General features: G+C 59.5%; 17 protein-coding genes, 1 tRNA gene and 1 pseudogene. 8 read left to right on the top strand and 11 right to left on the bottom strand.

All coding sequences use genetic code 11. From position 1 onward, the window contains the following. The 3 genes and pseudogenes from FV228_RS01440 to FV228_RS01430 form a co-directional block, all read left to right on the top strand. Window positions 1-752, top strand: a pseudogene (locus tag FV228_RS01440) (heme biosynthesis protein HemY); the annotation flags it as partial. Between the two features lie 240 nt (window positions 753-992). Further along, window positions 993-1,448, top strand: a complete 456-nt coding sequence (locus tag FV228_RS01435) for an NUDIX hydrolase (RefSeq protein WP_147852963.1) — start codon at window positions 993-995, stop codon at window positions 1,446-1,448. Window positions 1,449-1,533: 85 nt separating this feature from the next. Then, a tRNA-Thr gene (locus tag FV228_RS01430) sits at window positions 1,534-1,608 on the top strand. 94 nt (window positions 1,609-1,702) lie between these two features. On the opposite strand, the gene FV228_RS01425 is transcribed toward FV228_RS01430, so the two are convergent. Together FV228_RS01425 and FV228_RS01420 are read right to left on the bottom strand one after the other, a co-directional pair. Then, a complete protein-coding gene (locus tag FV228_RS01425) occupies window positions 1,703-2,938 on the bottom strand; it encodes an integrase (protein WP_246693789.1) in 1,236 nt (411 codons plus the stop codon). 13 nt (window positions 2,939-2,951) lie between these two features. After that, window positions 2,952-3,260, bottom strand: coding sequence for a hypothetical protein (locus FV228_RS01420; RefSeq protein ID WP_246693788.1), 309 nt, complete (start codon window positions 3,258-3,260; stop codon window positions 2,952-2,954). A 179-nt stretch (window positions 3,261-3,439) separates the two neighbouring features. Here FV228_RS01420 and FV228_RS01415 point away from each other — a divergent pair, with 179 nt between their 5' ends. Both FV228_RS01415 and FV228_RS01410 read left to right on the top strand, forming a co-directional pair. After that, window positions 3,440-3,877, top strand: a complete 438-nt coding sequence (locus FV228_RS01415) for an Arc family DNA-binding protein (RefSeq protein WP_147852960.1) — start codon at window positions 3,440-3,442, stop codon at window positions 3,875-3,877. Between the two features lie 146 nt (window positions 3,878-4,023). Continuing rightward, window positions 4,024-5,055 carry a fumarylacetoacetate hydrolase family protein gene (locus tag FV228_RS01410; RefSeq protein WP_147852959.1) on the top strand — a complete coding sequence of 344 codons (1,032 nt, stop codon included), beginning with the start codon at window positions 4,024-4,026 and terminating at the stop codon, window positions 5,053-5,055. A gap of 161 nt (window positions 5,056-5,216) precedes the next feature. Here FV228_RS01410 and FV228_RS01400 read toward each other — a convergent pair whose 3' ends face one another. Then, window positions 5,217-5,747, bottom strand: a complete 531-nt coding sequence (locus FV228_RS01400; RefSeq protein WP_147852958.1) for an OmpA family protein — start codon at window positions 5,745-5,747, stop codon at window positions 5,217-5,219. Then, a complete protein-coding gene (locus FV228_RS34725) occupies window positions 5,744-7,510 on the bottom strand; it encodes a C1 family peptidase (protein ID WP_147852957.1) in 1,767 nt (588 codons plus the stop codon). Before FV228_RS34725 ends, FV228_RS01400 begins: the two co-directional genes overlap by 4 nt. On the opposite strand from FV228_RS34725, the gene FV228_RS01390 reads away from it, so the two are divergent. The 3 genes from FV228_RS01390 to FV228_RS01380 all read left to right on the top strand — a co-directional run bounded on the left by FV228_RS01390 (window position 7,452) and on the right by FV228_RS01380 (window position 10,429). Next, window positions 7,452-9,146, top strand: coding sequence for a caspase family protein (locus FV228_RS01390; RefSeq protein ID WP_147852956.1), 1,695 nt, complete (start codon window positions 7,452-7,454; stop codon window positions 9,144-9,146). The genes FV228_RS34725 and FV228_RS01390 overlap by 59 nt on opposite strands. Before the next feature lie 79 nt (window positions 9,147-9,225). After that, window positions 9,226-9,801 (top strand): hypothetical protein, encoded by a 576-nt coding sequence (locus FV228_RS01385; RefSeq protein WP_147852955.1) that lies wholly within the window; start codon window positions 9,226-9,228, stop codon window positions 9,799-9,801. Window positions 9,802-9,877: 76 nt separating this feature from the next. Then, on the top strand, window positions 9,878-10,429 hold the full coding sequence (locus FV228_RS01380; protein ID WP_147852954.1) for a hypothetical protein: 552 nt from the start codon (window positions 9,878-9,880) through the stop codon (window positions 10,427-10,429). A 91-nt stretch (window positions 10,430-10,520) separates the two neighbouring features. On the opposite strand, the gene FV228_RS01375 is transcribed toward FV228_RS01380, so the two are convergent. The 7 genes from FV228_RS01375 to FV228_RS01345 all read right to left on the bottom strand — a co-directional run bounded on the left by FV228_RS01375 (window position 10,521) and on the right by FV228_RS01345 (window position 13,782). Continuing rightward, window positions 10,521-10,985 carry a hypothetical protein gene (locus tag FV228_RS01375; protein WP_147852953.1) on the bottom strand — a complete coding sequence of 155 codons (465 nt, stop codon included), beginning with the start codon at window positions 10,983-10,985 and terminating at the stop codon, window positions 10,521-10,523. Next, complete coding sequence (locus FV228_RS01370; RefSeq protein ID WP_147852952.1) at window positions 10,982-11,557, bottom strand: hypothetical protein; 576 nt, start codon at window positions 11,555-11,557, stop codon at window positions 10,982-10,984. Before FV228_RS01370 ends, FV228_RS01375 begins: the two co-directional genes overlap by 4 nt. Window positions 11,558-11,795: 238 nt before the next feature. Beyond that, window positions 11,796-12,221: a hypothetical protein gene (locus FV228_RS01365; protein ID WP_147852951.1), complete on the bottom strand. Its 426-nt coding sequence runs from the start codon at window positions 12,219-12,221 to the stop codon at window positions 11,796-11,798. Continuing rightward, window positions 12,218-12,703, bottom strand: coding sequence for a hypothetical protein (locus tag FV228_RS01360; RefSeq protein ID WP_147852950.1), 486 nt, complete (start codon window positions 12,701-12,703; stop codon window positions 12,218-12,220). The genes FV228_RS01365 and FV228_RS01360 overlap by 4 nt, the downstream gene beginning before the upstream one ends. Continuing rightward, window positions 12,700-13,044: a hypothetical protein gene (locus FV228_RS01355; RefSeq protein WP_147852949.1), complete on the bottom strand. Its 345-nt coding sequence runs from the start codon at window positions 13,042-13,044 to the stop codon at window positions 12,700-12,702. The genes FV228_RS01360 and FV228_RS01355 overlap by 4 nt, the downstream gene beginning before the upstream one ends. Next, window positions 13,041-13,469, bottom strand: a complete 429-nt coding sequence (locus tag FV228_RS01350) for a DUF5681 domain-containing protein (protein WP_147852948.1) — start codon at window positions 13,467-13,469, stop codon at window positions 13,041-13,043. The genes FV228_RS01355 and FV228_RS01350 overlap by 4 nt, the downstream gene beginning before the upstream one ends. A 61-nt stretch (window positions 13,470-13,530) precedes the next feature. Continuing rightward, window positions 13,531-13,782 (bottom strand): hypothetical protein, encoded by a 252-nt coding sequence (locus FV228_RS01345; RefSeq protein WP_147852947.1) that lies wholly within the window; start codon window positions 13,780-13,782, stop codon window positions 13,531-13,533. Window positions 13,783-13,784 lie beyond the last annotated feature (2 nt).

Genomic DNA, 13,784 nt, shown 5'->3' with positions numbered 1-13,784 from the left:
GCGCCCTGCAGGCGGTCAAGCTCGCCCCCGACCTGGTTCCGGCGGCCTGCATCGCAGGGCGCCTGCTGTCGCGCCGGGGCGACCTGCGCAAGGCCGCCAAGGTGGTCGAGACGGCCTGGAAGACCAATCCGCACCCCGACCTCGCCAAGGTCTATCTCGGCTTGCGCCCCGGCGATTCGGTCCGCGACCGCCTGGCCCGGGCCGAAACCCTGGCCAAACTCTCGTCCTGGGATCCGGAATCCCGCCTCGCCGTGGCACAGGCATCCCTCGACGCGCGCGAATACGGCCGGGCCCGGGAGGCCCTGAAGCCGCTGCTCGCCGACCGCCCGACCGTCCGCTCCAGCCTGATGATGGCGGCGATCGAGGAGGCCGAGCACGGCGCGGCGTCCGGCCAGGCCCGCGAGTGGCTGTCCCGGGCGGCGCGGGCGCCGCGCGACCCGGTCTGGATCGCCGACGGCATCGCGTCCGACACCTGGGCGCCGGTCTCGCCGGTCAGCGGCCGGCTCGACGCCTTCGCGTGGCGCGAGCCGCCGAACACGCTCGCGCCCTCCGCGCCCGCGGTGGAGCCGGAGGAGCCCGAGATGCCGAAGCCCGTCCTCGTCCCGGCCGAGCCGACGCCGTCGGCCCCGCTTCCGACCATCATCCCCGCAGCCAGCCCGCCGGCTGGTCCGGGAGCCGACGCGGTCTCTGCCGGCATGGCGTCCGCAGCGGTCCCGGCCTCGGGGGAGCGGGCGGCGCGGCGGACGGCGTGACGGATCGGTCGGTCCAGCCTTAGCCAGGTAACTAGAGAGGAATCGGAGATATCAGTCTTGTGCTGAACTTTTCCCTCGCTCGCGCGCTTACGTTGACGTCACTTGCTGATACTGCGTACCTTGTTGCTGATGCATGCCCGCGCCGACCGAGGATCAGACGATCTGCTCTCCGCTTCAAATCCCTGTCGCGCCGTCGATCCGGCGGGGCACAATGCGGGTTCCGACCCGGCCGGTCCTGTCGTGACGGCCGCGGTCGAGGATACGACTGAACCGCGCCGGCAGGTGGGTGTCCTGCCGTTCCAGCAGGGGCGCGACGGCGAGAACCGGATTCTCCTGGTGACCTCCCGGGAAAGCCGGCGGTGGGTCATCCCGAAGGGGTGGCCGATGAAGGGCCGCAAGCCGTTCGAGGCGGCGGCGCGCGAAGCCTACGAGGAAGCCGGCCTGCGCGGCGATGTCGGCAAGCGTCCGCTCGGCTACTACGTCTACCAGAAGCGCCTGAAGAACCTCGACGCGGTCCTGTGCCAGGTCAAGGTGTTCCCGCTCAAGGTTCGCAAGCAGCTCAAGAACTTCCCCGAGGTGAACCAGCGCGAGCTGCGCTGGTTCACGCCCGCCGAGGCCGCCGAGGCCGTGTCCGAACCGGGCCTCGCGGCGATCATTCGCGCGACATGCCGGCAAGTTAAGGCGACGGACGCGTAACCCACCGTTGCCAAGCCGGCGATGATCCGTTATTGCCCCTCTCAGCCGGACGGACACGCCCCCAAGCGGGGTCGCCACGGCGCTTGCTGCGGTAGCTCAGTGGTAGAGCACTTCATTGGTAATGAAGAGGTCGACAGTTCAATCCTGTCTCGCAGCACCAGTCTAACCCTATCTCACCACTAATATTTTTCTGTTTGACCGCAGCCGCCTCTCAACACGCGGTTGCCAAAATTATAGAGGCGGTTGCCAAACCGTCATCGCTTTATCGTTGGGGTGCTCCCCAATAGGTTGCGTCTCGTCTCCTCCCAGCCGGCCTCAAGCTTCTTCATCGCGTTCCGGGCCAGCCGTCGCTTGTTCACGTCTCGGCTGTAATGCCGCACCATCTGCTCTGACATCTCTACGATCGCGGCCACCTCGGCCTCGGTGCATCCGGCCTCAAGCAGCATGTTGACGGCGTTCTTACGCAGTCCGTGGAACACGAGGCCTGCGTCGCGGATGCGCTGCATGGCGGCCTGCTTGGCGGGAGAGGCCAACGTGGGCCGTCCTTTAGCGTTCGTGGACGTCATCTCCCGCTGCCAAGCGGTGCGATAGCCGGCTACGGTCCAGGGCTCGCCATCCTCGCGGAGGTGTAGCCGCGGGTGCTCGACATGGGTGGCGGCCAGGACCTCGCGATATTCCGAGTGGATCGGAATGAACGTGTCTGCTCCAGTCTTCTGGGTTTTAAGAGCGATGGCATTCGCTGCAGCTATCGGACGAAGCATGCCGATCACATCGCCGGAGCGCTGGCCGGTGTACAAGGCTGAGTAGACCGGCAGGTGCATGCCGACGCGTGCGTGCTCAAAGAATAATTCGAAAGCCCAGCTCGGCCAGGGCTCATGTGGATCGGACTCGTACTCAATCTTCTCCGTTGCCTCGGCTACGTTGGTTGGCGAGTAGCCTCGTGGAATGCCGAAACCAATCAATCGTGACAAAACGGCGCGGAAATAGATCCCTGAGCTAGGTGTGGACTGATAGCTGTCGATTGCCTTTTGCGCATCTGCAGTGGTCAGAGCTGCAACCCGATCATTGCCCCAGGTCTGGATGATTGTCTTTAGATGACGTCCGTAGTTATCTTTGGTTTGATCAGCTAAGCCGGTGAACTTGGTGTGCGCCATATATTCTTCGGCGAGAGCTCCGAACGTCTTATCGACCTGATTTTGCGCTGTGCGGTCAGCCTTCTCCGCCGCGTCAACAGCGCCCCAGAAGACACTGAGCCCAGCAAGAGCAGGATCCGGCAAATCGTGCCGGCGGTCACCCTTGCCCAGCCAGGACCACTTCCATTCGCCGTTCAGTCGCGCTGCGTCGAGTTCGGCGCATTGACGGCATCGCCGCCAGAACTCGGGATCGTTCGTGTCTCGTGGGAGTGTCAGCGGTGGCCACTCACGATCGGTCTGCCGGTAGCGTTGGTAGTAGTAGTAGAGGCGGCCAGAGGCCTTCTTACGAACCCTCACATACCGAGGCAGGTCAACTGCGCCCGCTGCGCTTCTGGGCCTCATAGAACCGGTCTCCCATGCTCGAAGTCGGTGCCGCCGAAGCCGCATCAACCAGCGACGGCGCCAACTCGGGATAGAACCTTGCCGACTGGTGCATGCGCCAGCGATCCACAGCTTCGAGGTCGTACATGCCCGTAGTCTCGTCCGGCCGCGGGAAGCCGCGGGCCAGCAGTTGCACTCGGCATTCCTCGAATGCGCGCGGCGTCAGGCAGAGCCTGCGCGCGATCTTTTCTGGAGGCGCATAAGCAGGCTCGATGCGGAAGCGCACGGCCGGTGCCATTGGTGATGATGCGCGCTTATCCATGGCACCGAGGCGGTGAAATAACGTGGCGTCATTTATGACGCCTTACAGCGACTTTTGCAACCTGTATGGTGTCAAAAGTGACGCCGATTCGTGTTGAGTGGAGCCCGCTGCGCGACAGCGCAAGCCGATGATTTTACAGCGGGAATGGATGGGCAATGGCAAAGACGCCGACAGATCGGGTCAACATCACCTTGCGGATCCCTGAGCACCTTCGAGCGCGCCTGGAGGATGCCGCTTCAGGAGGTGATCGGAGCCTCAATGCCGAGATAACCGATCGCCTGGAGAAAAGCTTCGCAGAGAACGAGACCCTCGCCGACCTGTTCGGCGACGACAGGATCGCATCGTTTCTCCTTGCGCAGGCCAGCGTTCTTCGATCGTTCCGAGAGCACTTGGGCAACGGCCCATGGCGGTCGGACCCGCAAGCTTCGGAATTCGTGCGCGGCCTCGTCAACACGGTGATGGCCGGCGTCATGGCTCCAAATTTGGCACCGATCACGGGTAAGAACGAGCGCCTCTCTCCTTCGAGCCCGTCACCGGATGATGTGACGGCAATGGCTAGGCAGCTGGCTCAGGCCATGAAGCCGCAAACGTGATCAGCCCCACAGCGAGGAGCGCCCTTGCAGATACCGCAACGCCGACGCCCGACTGTCGCCCCGCCTGATTGCATTCTGAATTTGGACGGCCGACGGTCTTTGAGCGCAACGCCTCAGCGAAGGGTGAGCGCGGAGGAGAACGGCTCATGAGCACCCGGCGTGATTTCCTGAACCTCACGGTAGCAGCCACCGCGGTCGGGGCTCTGGCTTCTTCAGCCTCCGCCCAGGCGCCGGCCGCAGGTCCAGGACGCCCGATCCCGCCCGCTGGTGGGGACGCGCTGCGCCTCGTCACGTTCGCGCCGGATGGCAGCAGTGCGCCCAAGCTGGGTGTCGTGCGCTCGGACGGACGCGTCATCGATCTGTCGCGAGCCTCAGTCCCAGGCTTCGACCCCGCGCGGATGGTCTCGCTGATCGAGGCTGGGCCCGCTGCGCTCGATGCCGTCCGCCGCGCGGCGGCCGCGGGCGATGGCCCACAGGTCGAGACCGTACGCCTACTCGCGCCGATCCCGGCGCCGACACGCAACATCTACGCGGTTGGCTGGAACTACCTGGAGCACTTCGCCGAGGGCCAAGCGGTGCGCGGTACGAACATGGAATACCCGGCCCACCCGGTATTCTTCACCAAGGGCGTGAACACCGTGAACGGTCCCTACGACCCGATTCCCTATGACCCCGAGGTCTCGACCGCGATCGACTGGGAAGTGGAGCTCGCGGTGATCATCGGCACAGGCGGGCGCAACATCAAGGAAGCCGACGCCATGAGCCACGTGTTTGGCTACAGCGTCATCAACGACACCACTGCCCGAGACATGCAGATCAAGCTGCACGGCGGGCAGTGGTTCAAGGGCAAGAGCCTCGACGGCTATGGTCCGATCGGACCCTGGATCGTGCCCGCGTCGGATCTCGATCCCTCGAACCTGCACCTCCTGACCCGGGTCAACGGCGTGGTGAAGCAGGACGCCTCGACCCAGCAGATGTACTTCAAGGTCCCCCGCATCATCGCTGAGCTGTCGCACGGCCTGACGCTGGTACCGGGCGATATCATTGCGACAGGTACGCCGCCCGGCATTGGCAACGCCCGCAAGCCGCCGGAATTCCTCAAGCCCGGCGACATCATGGAAACGGAGATCGTCGGGCTCGGCACGCTGCGCAACGTGATCCAAGCGGTGCCGGTGTAAGGACCAGCGGCCGAACGTGGGGCCGATCTCGCCCGGATCATGGACCAGTCGGGCCACCGTGACCCCCGCACCGTCGTCGGCTACATCCGCCGCGCGAACGCCTTCAAGGGGCACTCAGGAAGCGGGTTTCTGTGAGCAATAATTAAGTTATGACGCCGCGCCTAGCTGGATGGCCCCAAATTCACAATCTGAACCCTACGGTTTGCAGCACTCTCGGGTTGATCAGGCGCGACGAGCTTGCTCTTGCCATAGCCCACAGCTTGCAGTCGCTTCGGATCGATGTCGTAGAAGAAGATTAGATGCTCACGTGCAGCTTTCGCGCGTGCTTCTGATAGTTTTTGATTGTACTCTTCTGAGCCCTTTGCATCTGTATGCCCTGCAATCAAAAATGAGTACGACGCCAAGCGGGGGTCCTGAAGCGCACTCCCAAGCCGCTTCAGAACCAGCATTTCCTCTCCTCCGAGTTTCGCGGAGTCATAGGGAAAGTTGATTGTTAGATCGATAGAGGGAGGCGCAGCTTCTTTTCCAGGCACTACCTGGATACCTCGCAACGAACGAGTTTGAGCAGCTGTCGTCGGATTGAGCGAACGAACAATCTCTTCCGTTGTTGGTGTTGATGGCACTGGCTCCTGAGCAAAGCATGCCGGGGCGCCGAGAAGCGTGCAAAGCAGGGCGAGAGTGATGTTCCTCACGGCTGGGTTCCCCCGGTTGAAATCACAGTGGCCTCTGACGTGATGATCGAGTCAAACCCTGCCGACACCACTCGATCAGGCGCGGCCGCATCGGGTTTGGCTATCAGAGCCTTGCGCAGATCGGTCAGGAATTGCCGCTCGGTTTCCTGCTGGGGGCGAGGTGTAGCGAACAAGGGGCTGCGCGACGCCAGAACGATCAGCAATTCGCGACCGAACGGTGGTGAGACTTTGAACTTGGGACCGGTGCCGTCCACCGCACCGAAAACGATGTTGCTAGATGGCGGGACGGCCTTGAGGTGCAGGCTATCTGTCTGAATGAGATGGACAACCGATCCATCGGCCTGGATGTAGGCGGCCTGCAAGAAGCTCGGGTACGTCGGACTTTTCACCGCGATCTGAAGATAGTCGTCCGCCTGTGTGCCTTTGCCAGAACTCGTGATTTTAACCTTAGGGCGATCGGCTTCGGCTAGGGGCTTCTCCAGAGTGAGCAGAACCTCGCATTGCGGCCAGGGTCGCACGGCTACATCGACATCGGCGTTGATCGTCCGAGCGCGCTCCGTCAGCGCCCGCAAATCGTTGTCCGAGCCCACAAACCCAGAGAAGGTAATTTTCTCTCCTTGCTGCTTGGCTTGAACACGCCCGCATTCGAACTCAGGCACTGAAACCGGGGTTGGCGACGGCGTCGGTTTCGGATCAATGCGGACGACCGGATCGGGGGCTGGTGTCGGCGTCGGCGGTTTGATCCGTACTTCTGGCGGAGGGGGGATAGGAGTCTCTTTTCGCTCAGGGACGACGGGCTTCAGGGGCCGCATGACATAGGCATCTCTAACCTCAGACCGGAACGAGTCGTAGCTGATCCAGCCAAAACCACGATCGCCCCAGTTCGTGCCCCAAGAATTTATGAACTTGAAAGCCTGACGCGTCTCATCGTACCCAATCATCGGAAGCGCATGCCATCGATCTTCGTGGCCACCTACCAACCTATATATTTGTCCACGCTGTAGTTTATGAAATTGTCCCGAAGTTCTTAATGATACTATGACAGGGTGGCCTTTCGCAAGCTCGCCTTTTACTTGGTCAATCGAGCTATAATTAACTGCCATCCAACGTTCAATTCTAAAATCTCCAGCCTGCGATTGCTTTTCACTATCTGGCCTTTGACATTGAGCAACATTATATGGATATTTCTTAAGAGATAATGACCCTTTATTTTTCAGCAAATTTAGGGCGTCAACAATGCTGGAACCTGAATTGCATTTACTTGAATTGCTTATAATGCTATTATATATATAGGCAGGACTCGGAATATTGCTTGCATCGTGGACATTCCGGCCTTCAGCGGCGTCAGCATAGTAAGCGCGTGCCGCATAACCGACCGCCCAACCGACGCAGGAACCTTGAGACCCCTGGCTCCCGGGCGTTGGAAATCGCGGCGATAGGTCAACCCGCTCCGGCAAGAAGGCGCGGTACTCTGGCGTCTTCGGTAAACGTGCGAATTCCTCTGCCGAAAGCGGCTGCGCCCCAGTCCCCTGTTCCTCCACCTCTGACTCGACCGATTGAGCAGATACAGAAGCTTGGCTGACGATCCCAATGCCCGTTATGATGGAAATTGACCACAGTAGCCCGCGAAATTTATGAGCCATCATGTAACCAGCTTTGCAACCGTCGAGCCTTCCGCCATAAGCCGTGTATGTTAAACCTGCAATGGTGGGACAAGAAATGGTGCGCGCGGGCAGTGGAGGGAAGGCCGTTTTAGCGTTCATACTATGCGTATTTTCTGCTTATATTTTAATATTGTTCAATATAACTACTGTACTTCATGCTCAAGAAGGGCCAAGCGTGACATTTAACGCTACTGTGGCCGTCAATACGTCGATAAAGCGCTTCGCTCTTGTGATTGGAAACGGCGCATATCGCAACGTTTCATCTTTGAAGAACACAAGGAGCGATGCCGCAGCTATGGCGACAAAGCTGCAAAAGCTCGGGTACGAAGTCCTACACAGAACTGATCTTGATCGACGGAGCATGAACGAGGCGGTCTCCACATTCCTTGCGCGTGTCGAACCGGGAAGCGAAGCACTCGTCTACTACGCTGGACACGGCGTCGAACTGAATGGTTCGAATTACCTGCTGCCTATCGACATTCCACCTCTCTCGCCTGATCAGGAGCGCATGCTTCGCACCGAAGGGTTCAACCTAACAGACCTCCTCCTCGACCTGGAGGGTCGGTCCGCCCGCGTGAGCTTAGTCATCCTTGATGCCTGCCGTAACAATCCCTTGCGTGAAATAAGCGGCGGTGTCGCAACGCGGTCACTCGGCGCGACGCGAGGGCTCGGTCGTGTCGATCCGCCCCGCGGCACCTTCGTGATTTTCTCGGCGGGCGTCGGCGAAGAGGCAATTGACAACCTCGGGGAACAAGATGCCAACCCCAACGGTCTGTTCACGCGCAAGCTGCTGACCCTCATCGATCAGGATGGCCTTGAAATCAGGCCGATGGTCCAGCGGTTGCGGGCAGAAGTACGCCAAGCAGCGTTATCCGGCACCGGCAGGAGCCAGATCCCGAGCTACTACGATCAGCTTCTTGGGGAATTTTACTTCCAGCCGAAATCTCAACAGACGGGGACTCCAGGGGAGAATAACTGCGATCGACTCATCGATGCGAATGCAAGCACGTCGGCACTAACTAAGACCGATCTGGAAACTGGGCTGCAAGCTTGTATGGTAGCCTCGACGCAATTCCCTAACGAGATGCGCTTCGTGCACCAACTACAGGCCGCGCAGGAACAGCGGATGGTGCAGAGGGCGCTCGGCTCGAACCAAACCGAACTTTCGAACACCTACCTACTGCTCTACCCAAATGGCCGCTTCACTGGCGATGTCAGAGCACATATCGCGACGCTCAGCTCGGTGCCACCGAAGCCCAGCCCCGCGCCGGAGCAACCGGTGAATGTCCCAACGCCAACGCCAACGCCTCCTCGTCCTCCTACGGTGCTCCCACAGGTTGACGTTGGCCGCGTACTCCAAGCCGAGTTGAAGCGTGTCGGTTGCGATCCCGAGGCGGTCGATGGAACCTGGGGGGCTGCTTCGGTACGGGCTATGACGACTTATAACCGTATCGCGCATGCTAGTCTTGACACCGTCAAACCTACTTTAGAAGCAGTTGAAACGTTGCGGATCAGATCCGGTCGTGTATGCCCCTTTGTCAAGAAAGAAAATTTTCGTATCAACATCCCGCTTAGACAAAAGACCATTGTATACAAGCCGAGACACTTGGCGCAGAGATCAATCCAGATCAACGAAAATCCGCCGCGATCATTTGCGCCGAAAATGAAAGTGCGAGCGATTGTCAAATCCCCTAAATCAAATTGTATTACTGTAGGGAATTATTCCAGCTGCTAAAATCTATTTTAAAATCAGCATTAATCTAATTCGCAAGAATAATGTCAAGCGTAGACGCAATAGACTGTGGGGCTGAGTCATGATAAAACCTTCTAACAAATTCATCAAACATAAAAATTACAGATATTATTGGCTGAAACCAGCTCAGTTCCTCGTAATCGCCTTACTCGGATACACATCGAATGTCAGCACTTCTTCAGCGCAGGCGTTACTCATTGAACCAAAAATACATTGGGGAGATGAAGCTGGCTCTACATCGGTTGGCGATGTGCAGCTTTTTATTCTCACTGACGGAAATTCCTTCGCAATTACTGAACTATTGTCGATGGACGTATTCAAGATAAAAGATGCAAAATTCGGTCTAAACGGCGGTCAAAAATGCTGGTCTAAGCGTGGAGGCGATTACTGGGTAAAATTTGGATACTGCATTAATATGCGTCGTATTGGGCAAAATTACTACCATATTAAGTGGCAGGACACGATGCTTCGTGCTACCGGGGAAAAATTCATCAATAATGTCGATTTTAACCTTACTTATACCGACAGCTCTTGTAGTATTCAGGTTAACTCTGCAAGTGCCAACGAAACACACGGAGGACGCATGATACCGGCAAATCCTCTAAATTGGGCGAAATGCTCTGTAGAGAGAAAATGATATGCAACATCTGCGTAAAATTTCTTTATTTTTCTAGGGCTGGCAACAACAACGCTTCCGGGAGCCAATGAAATTAATGAAAAACTTCATTCAAAAATCAATTCGTAAATCCACTTATGCAATGGCTACGCTTTTATCTTTAACAACCATAGACTTGGCTCATGCGGAGGGGGCGTTGATAAATATTACTATCAGTTGGACATCGACCCCGGAAGGGTACGGCGGCGGCACGTATCCATACATCTTAACAGATGGTAACAATTTTTCGGTTAGTGAAAGCGCGCCCCTAAATTTCGTTAAAAAGAAGGCCCAAAGCGTAAAGTTTGGCCCAAATGGAGGGCGTGGTTGCTTTACAGATATTTCAAATGACGAATACTGGCCAAGAAATAAGTATTGTTTTACAATGAAAAGGATCGGCCCTAAAAATTATTCGGTCTTCGCAGAGGAGTGGGCTACACGCGGCACCGGGGTTACGATGAAAATCCAAACGGCTTTTAACCTGATATATGACAACAACTCATGTGCAGTAAATGTTACCTCGGCTAGCCGAAGCCAGGAAGAAACCCCGAACGTTATGAACTCAGCCGTAAGTGTAGAAAAAGCAGCATGTGAGTTCAAAACTCAGTGAATGTAATATGCTGAGAAAACAGAAATTCAGAAAAGTGCAGTGCATTACCCAGTAGAGGACGGCTCTGGAGTGATCCGGGGCCGTCTTCAATTCAAGGATAGACTGAAAGCCTGAACCAATTCTGACCGACCGGGGGGCACGCCGCCCGAGATGTAAAGCCGAACTCCGCCACCATCGGGTGCCGCTGAAGGCGCTCCGGCATTTCATAGAACAACGCCTCCACCACGGCCGCGAATATCGGGCCGTCGCAGCCCGGCGCCGCATCCTTGATGGCGAGCAGGCGGCGTGTGGCGTCCCGCCACCGGCTGCTGAGATCTTCGGCGACCGGCGTCTCCCGACCAGCGCGTAGGGCAATCATCAAGGTATGGCCCTTGTCGTAACCGAGCCCCCGAGCCATCGACTCCGCGATGCTGTCGGTCGGGCCAGCGTTCCCGAGGTGGTGGGCAATCAGGACCTGCAACATGGTCAGGAGCGGATCGGGCCTCGACGGTGTCAGCGTCGAGATCTTTTCGGCCTCCAGCCGTTCGAGGCGCTGGCGCAGGCTGGTGATGTTCATAAGCGCCGCCACTGCGGTGCTTCCTCAGGATACCGCTCCAGTCGTTCAAGCACCGCCGCCACCAGCATCTTCGGCTGGAAATCGGACTCGATCCACGGACCAAGCTCGTCTTCCTTAGCAAGGCGGAGCCTCTGAAATTTCCCTCGGAACTGGTAATCGTAGCCGAAGCCGGGAAACAGCCTCTCCATCAGACCCGCTCCAGGTCCATGCTCGTGAATGTATTTCGGTAGGGTCGAGATCGCGACAGTGACGTAGTATTGCTTCTTGAACTCAGGTCCGGGAAAGCGTGAACGCGTCGAGTATCCGCGCTCGTCTCGCAACATCATATCTGTGACAAGGTGGACGACGTTCTTTGGGTTCTCGGCCCTTCGAGCACCGAAGATCGCCTCAGCGATCTCAAAGTCGGCGTCCTCCCCGCGCCATTTGTAGCTATAGGGGGACAGGATACGCTCCCGGAGAGCCCTGATGCGAGCCGGGTCGATGATGCGCGGATCTGGCGGAAGCTCCAGATAAAATTGATTTTTGAAGGGCAGGAGCATTTCTTCGTGGATATCGAGTTCGCTCTTGCTCATAGACCTCACTCCCATGGTGCTGGAGCGCCCTTCAACATCGCGTCGTAGTCTGAGGCGAGTTGGTGCACGGTGCCGGTCGCCCAGTACGCCAAGGCATGGGGATCGGGCTCCTCCGGCGCGTACAGGCTCGCCTCGTACCTCCGGGCTGCTTCCTGCGCCTCCTCAGTCGAAAGCCTGATCGGTGCTGCGCTACGTGCCGACTCCAAGAGCGCAAGGCGCTTGCTGAGCGTGATCGGTGTCATAGGCTCACCCATTCGGCTGCCGCATCAAGATGTTCGGGGTTCGCGTCCGAGAGGTCGGCGAAGGCCACCGGCAGGGTCGTCAGCAGGGCGGATAGGGCATCGCGGTTGGCCGTTATGCCCGCACCAGCCCCACCGCCGAAGGGCGCCAGCATCCGGGCCACCGCCATGTTGTGCGCACTGTCCCAACTGATGACGCTAGTCCGGTTCGCGGTCATGGCGGAGTGCATCTCGACCGCGTTCTCGTACCCCAACGCTCGCGCCTCCCTCGCGACGACATCCTCACCGGGTCGAAGGTCACCGAGGTAGACGGCGAGCAGCAGGCGCAGCAGACGCAACGCCGGGGTGAACGACGTGTCCAACGCGACCGGCGAGGCGTGAGTGGCCTCAAGGCGGGCGAGGCGGGCCAACAGGTTCGAAGTCATGCGGACGTTCTCGTCGGCTCGTCCCGCACGCCGTAGAACGTCAGGGCGCGGGCAAGGGTGTCGCTGTCGTCCGTCTCGGGCCAGTTCGGGTTATGCGACTTCGCTGCGCCCCACTCGTCGAGGGCCGCGCAGAGAACCCGAAATCCGCGCTGGCTGTGATCAGGGAAGCCGTCCGCCTCGTACCGCTGGCACAAGGACGCGTGCGCCTGCTCGATCCGCCGCCCCCAGTCCTCAGGGTTCGCCTTGGCCTGGGCTTCCATGTCGTCGTGGTCGGCATACCCAAGCCCCCGAGCGAAGCCGTCGCTGAAGGTGTCCTCCAGATACGGCGGGACCGACTGCCGGGAACGAGGATAACCGCCGAGGGCGATGGCGACCGCGCGCAGCCAGATCCGCACCAGTTCACGGGACGGCCCATCCTGGCTGGATCTCGATACGAAGGAGGCTTCGAGACGGGCGAGCCGTTCCGCGAGTTTCGAGATCATCGGGCTTTTCCGGGGCTATCTAGGTTGAACGTGAAGGACGATCCGGCGCCGATCGGCCAATTCGCAGCGACCCCGGCTCGGGCTCGGTCATCCTCCGTCATCAGATCCGGCCTCAGGTCCCGGAGTGGCGCGAGGCCGTCGTGCTCGTGGGCGGCGAGGTTCATGACGAGCACGCTGTCGTCGTCGTGGATGGCGTGCCCGCGTTCGCGGAGGAACGTGACGATCTCGCAGACCGGTATCCCGCGTGGTGCCTCAACCCGGAAGGCGAGATGCTTGCCCTGTGAGGGCGGGGCCGTGGCGGCTTCCAGCCGGGTCAGCCTATCCATGAGCTTCGGGATCATCGCTTGCCTCCTGTGGCCTGCTCCAGCGCGCTCAGGCGCGTCGCGAGATCCACGGCCTCGATCGCCTTCGTGTGCGCGTCCACTAGCTTCGACAGTTCCGCGGCCTCGCTCGGGGTGATCTCGCCGTCTGCCACGCCCCGGAGGAGCGCCTTGGTCGCCTTCGTCAGGTCGGCTGCCGTCTCGATCTCCGGCAATGTGAAAGTAATCGGCCGATCCTTTCGGACGGGCATCAGCCGGTCCATGCACATCCGCAGCGCGACCGTGTCGCCGTCCAAGGCAAGCTCGATCACCCGGCGGGTCAGGGCCTCGCTCTCGCCGTCGAAGATGGCCTCCAACGCCTTGGTCGAGCGATTGCGTGATCCCTTAGGACGGCCGTTCGGGTTCCCGCTCCGGCCCGGTTCGAACTGATTGGTCCCGCTCGGCATCAGCAGCCCCCCAAGCGGTGGCAACCGTCTGTAAACAACAGCGAAAATACAGGACCGCGGGTCATTGGTAGCACTCCCGCGAGATGTACTTCAGCGGCAGATCGACGGGCCGCCCTTCCTCGGCGCCGACGACGATCCGGATGATGTTGAGATCTTCGTCCCGCACCGCGTGACCGCACTCCCGAAGGAACGCGACGGCGGCACCTTCTGGCATGTTGTGCGGCCCCTGAATGGCCCAGAGCACCCGCTTGCGATGCATGGGGCTGAACGCTGCGCCCTCAAGCTTTGCGAGACGGGAATGGAGGCTTTGCATAG

It is taken from the genome of Methylobacterium sp. WL18 (genome assembly GCF_008040015.1).
Classification (GTDB): domain Bacteria; phylum Pseudomonadota; class Alphaproteobacteria; order Rhizobiales; family Beijerinckiaceae; genus Methylobacterium; species Methylobacterium mesophilicum.
The sequence above is the reverse complement of the archived record's forward strand: the minus strand, read 5'-3'. Positions and strand labels throughout refer to the sequence as shown.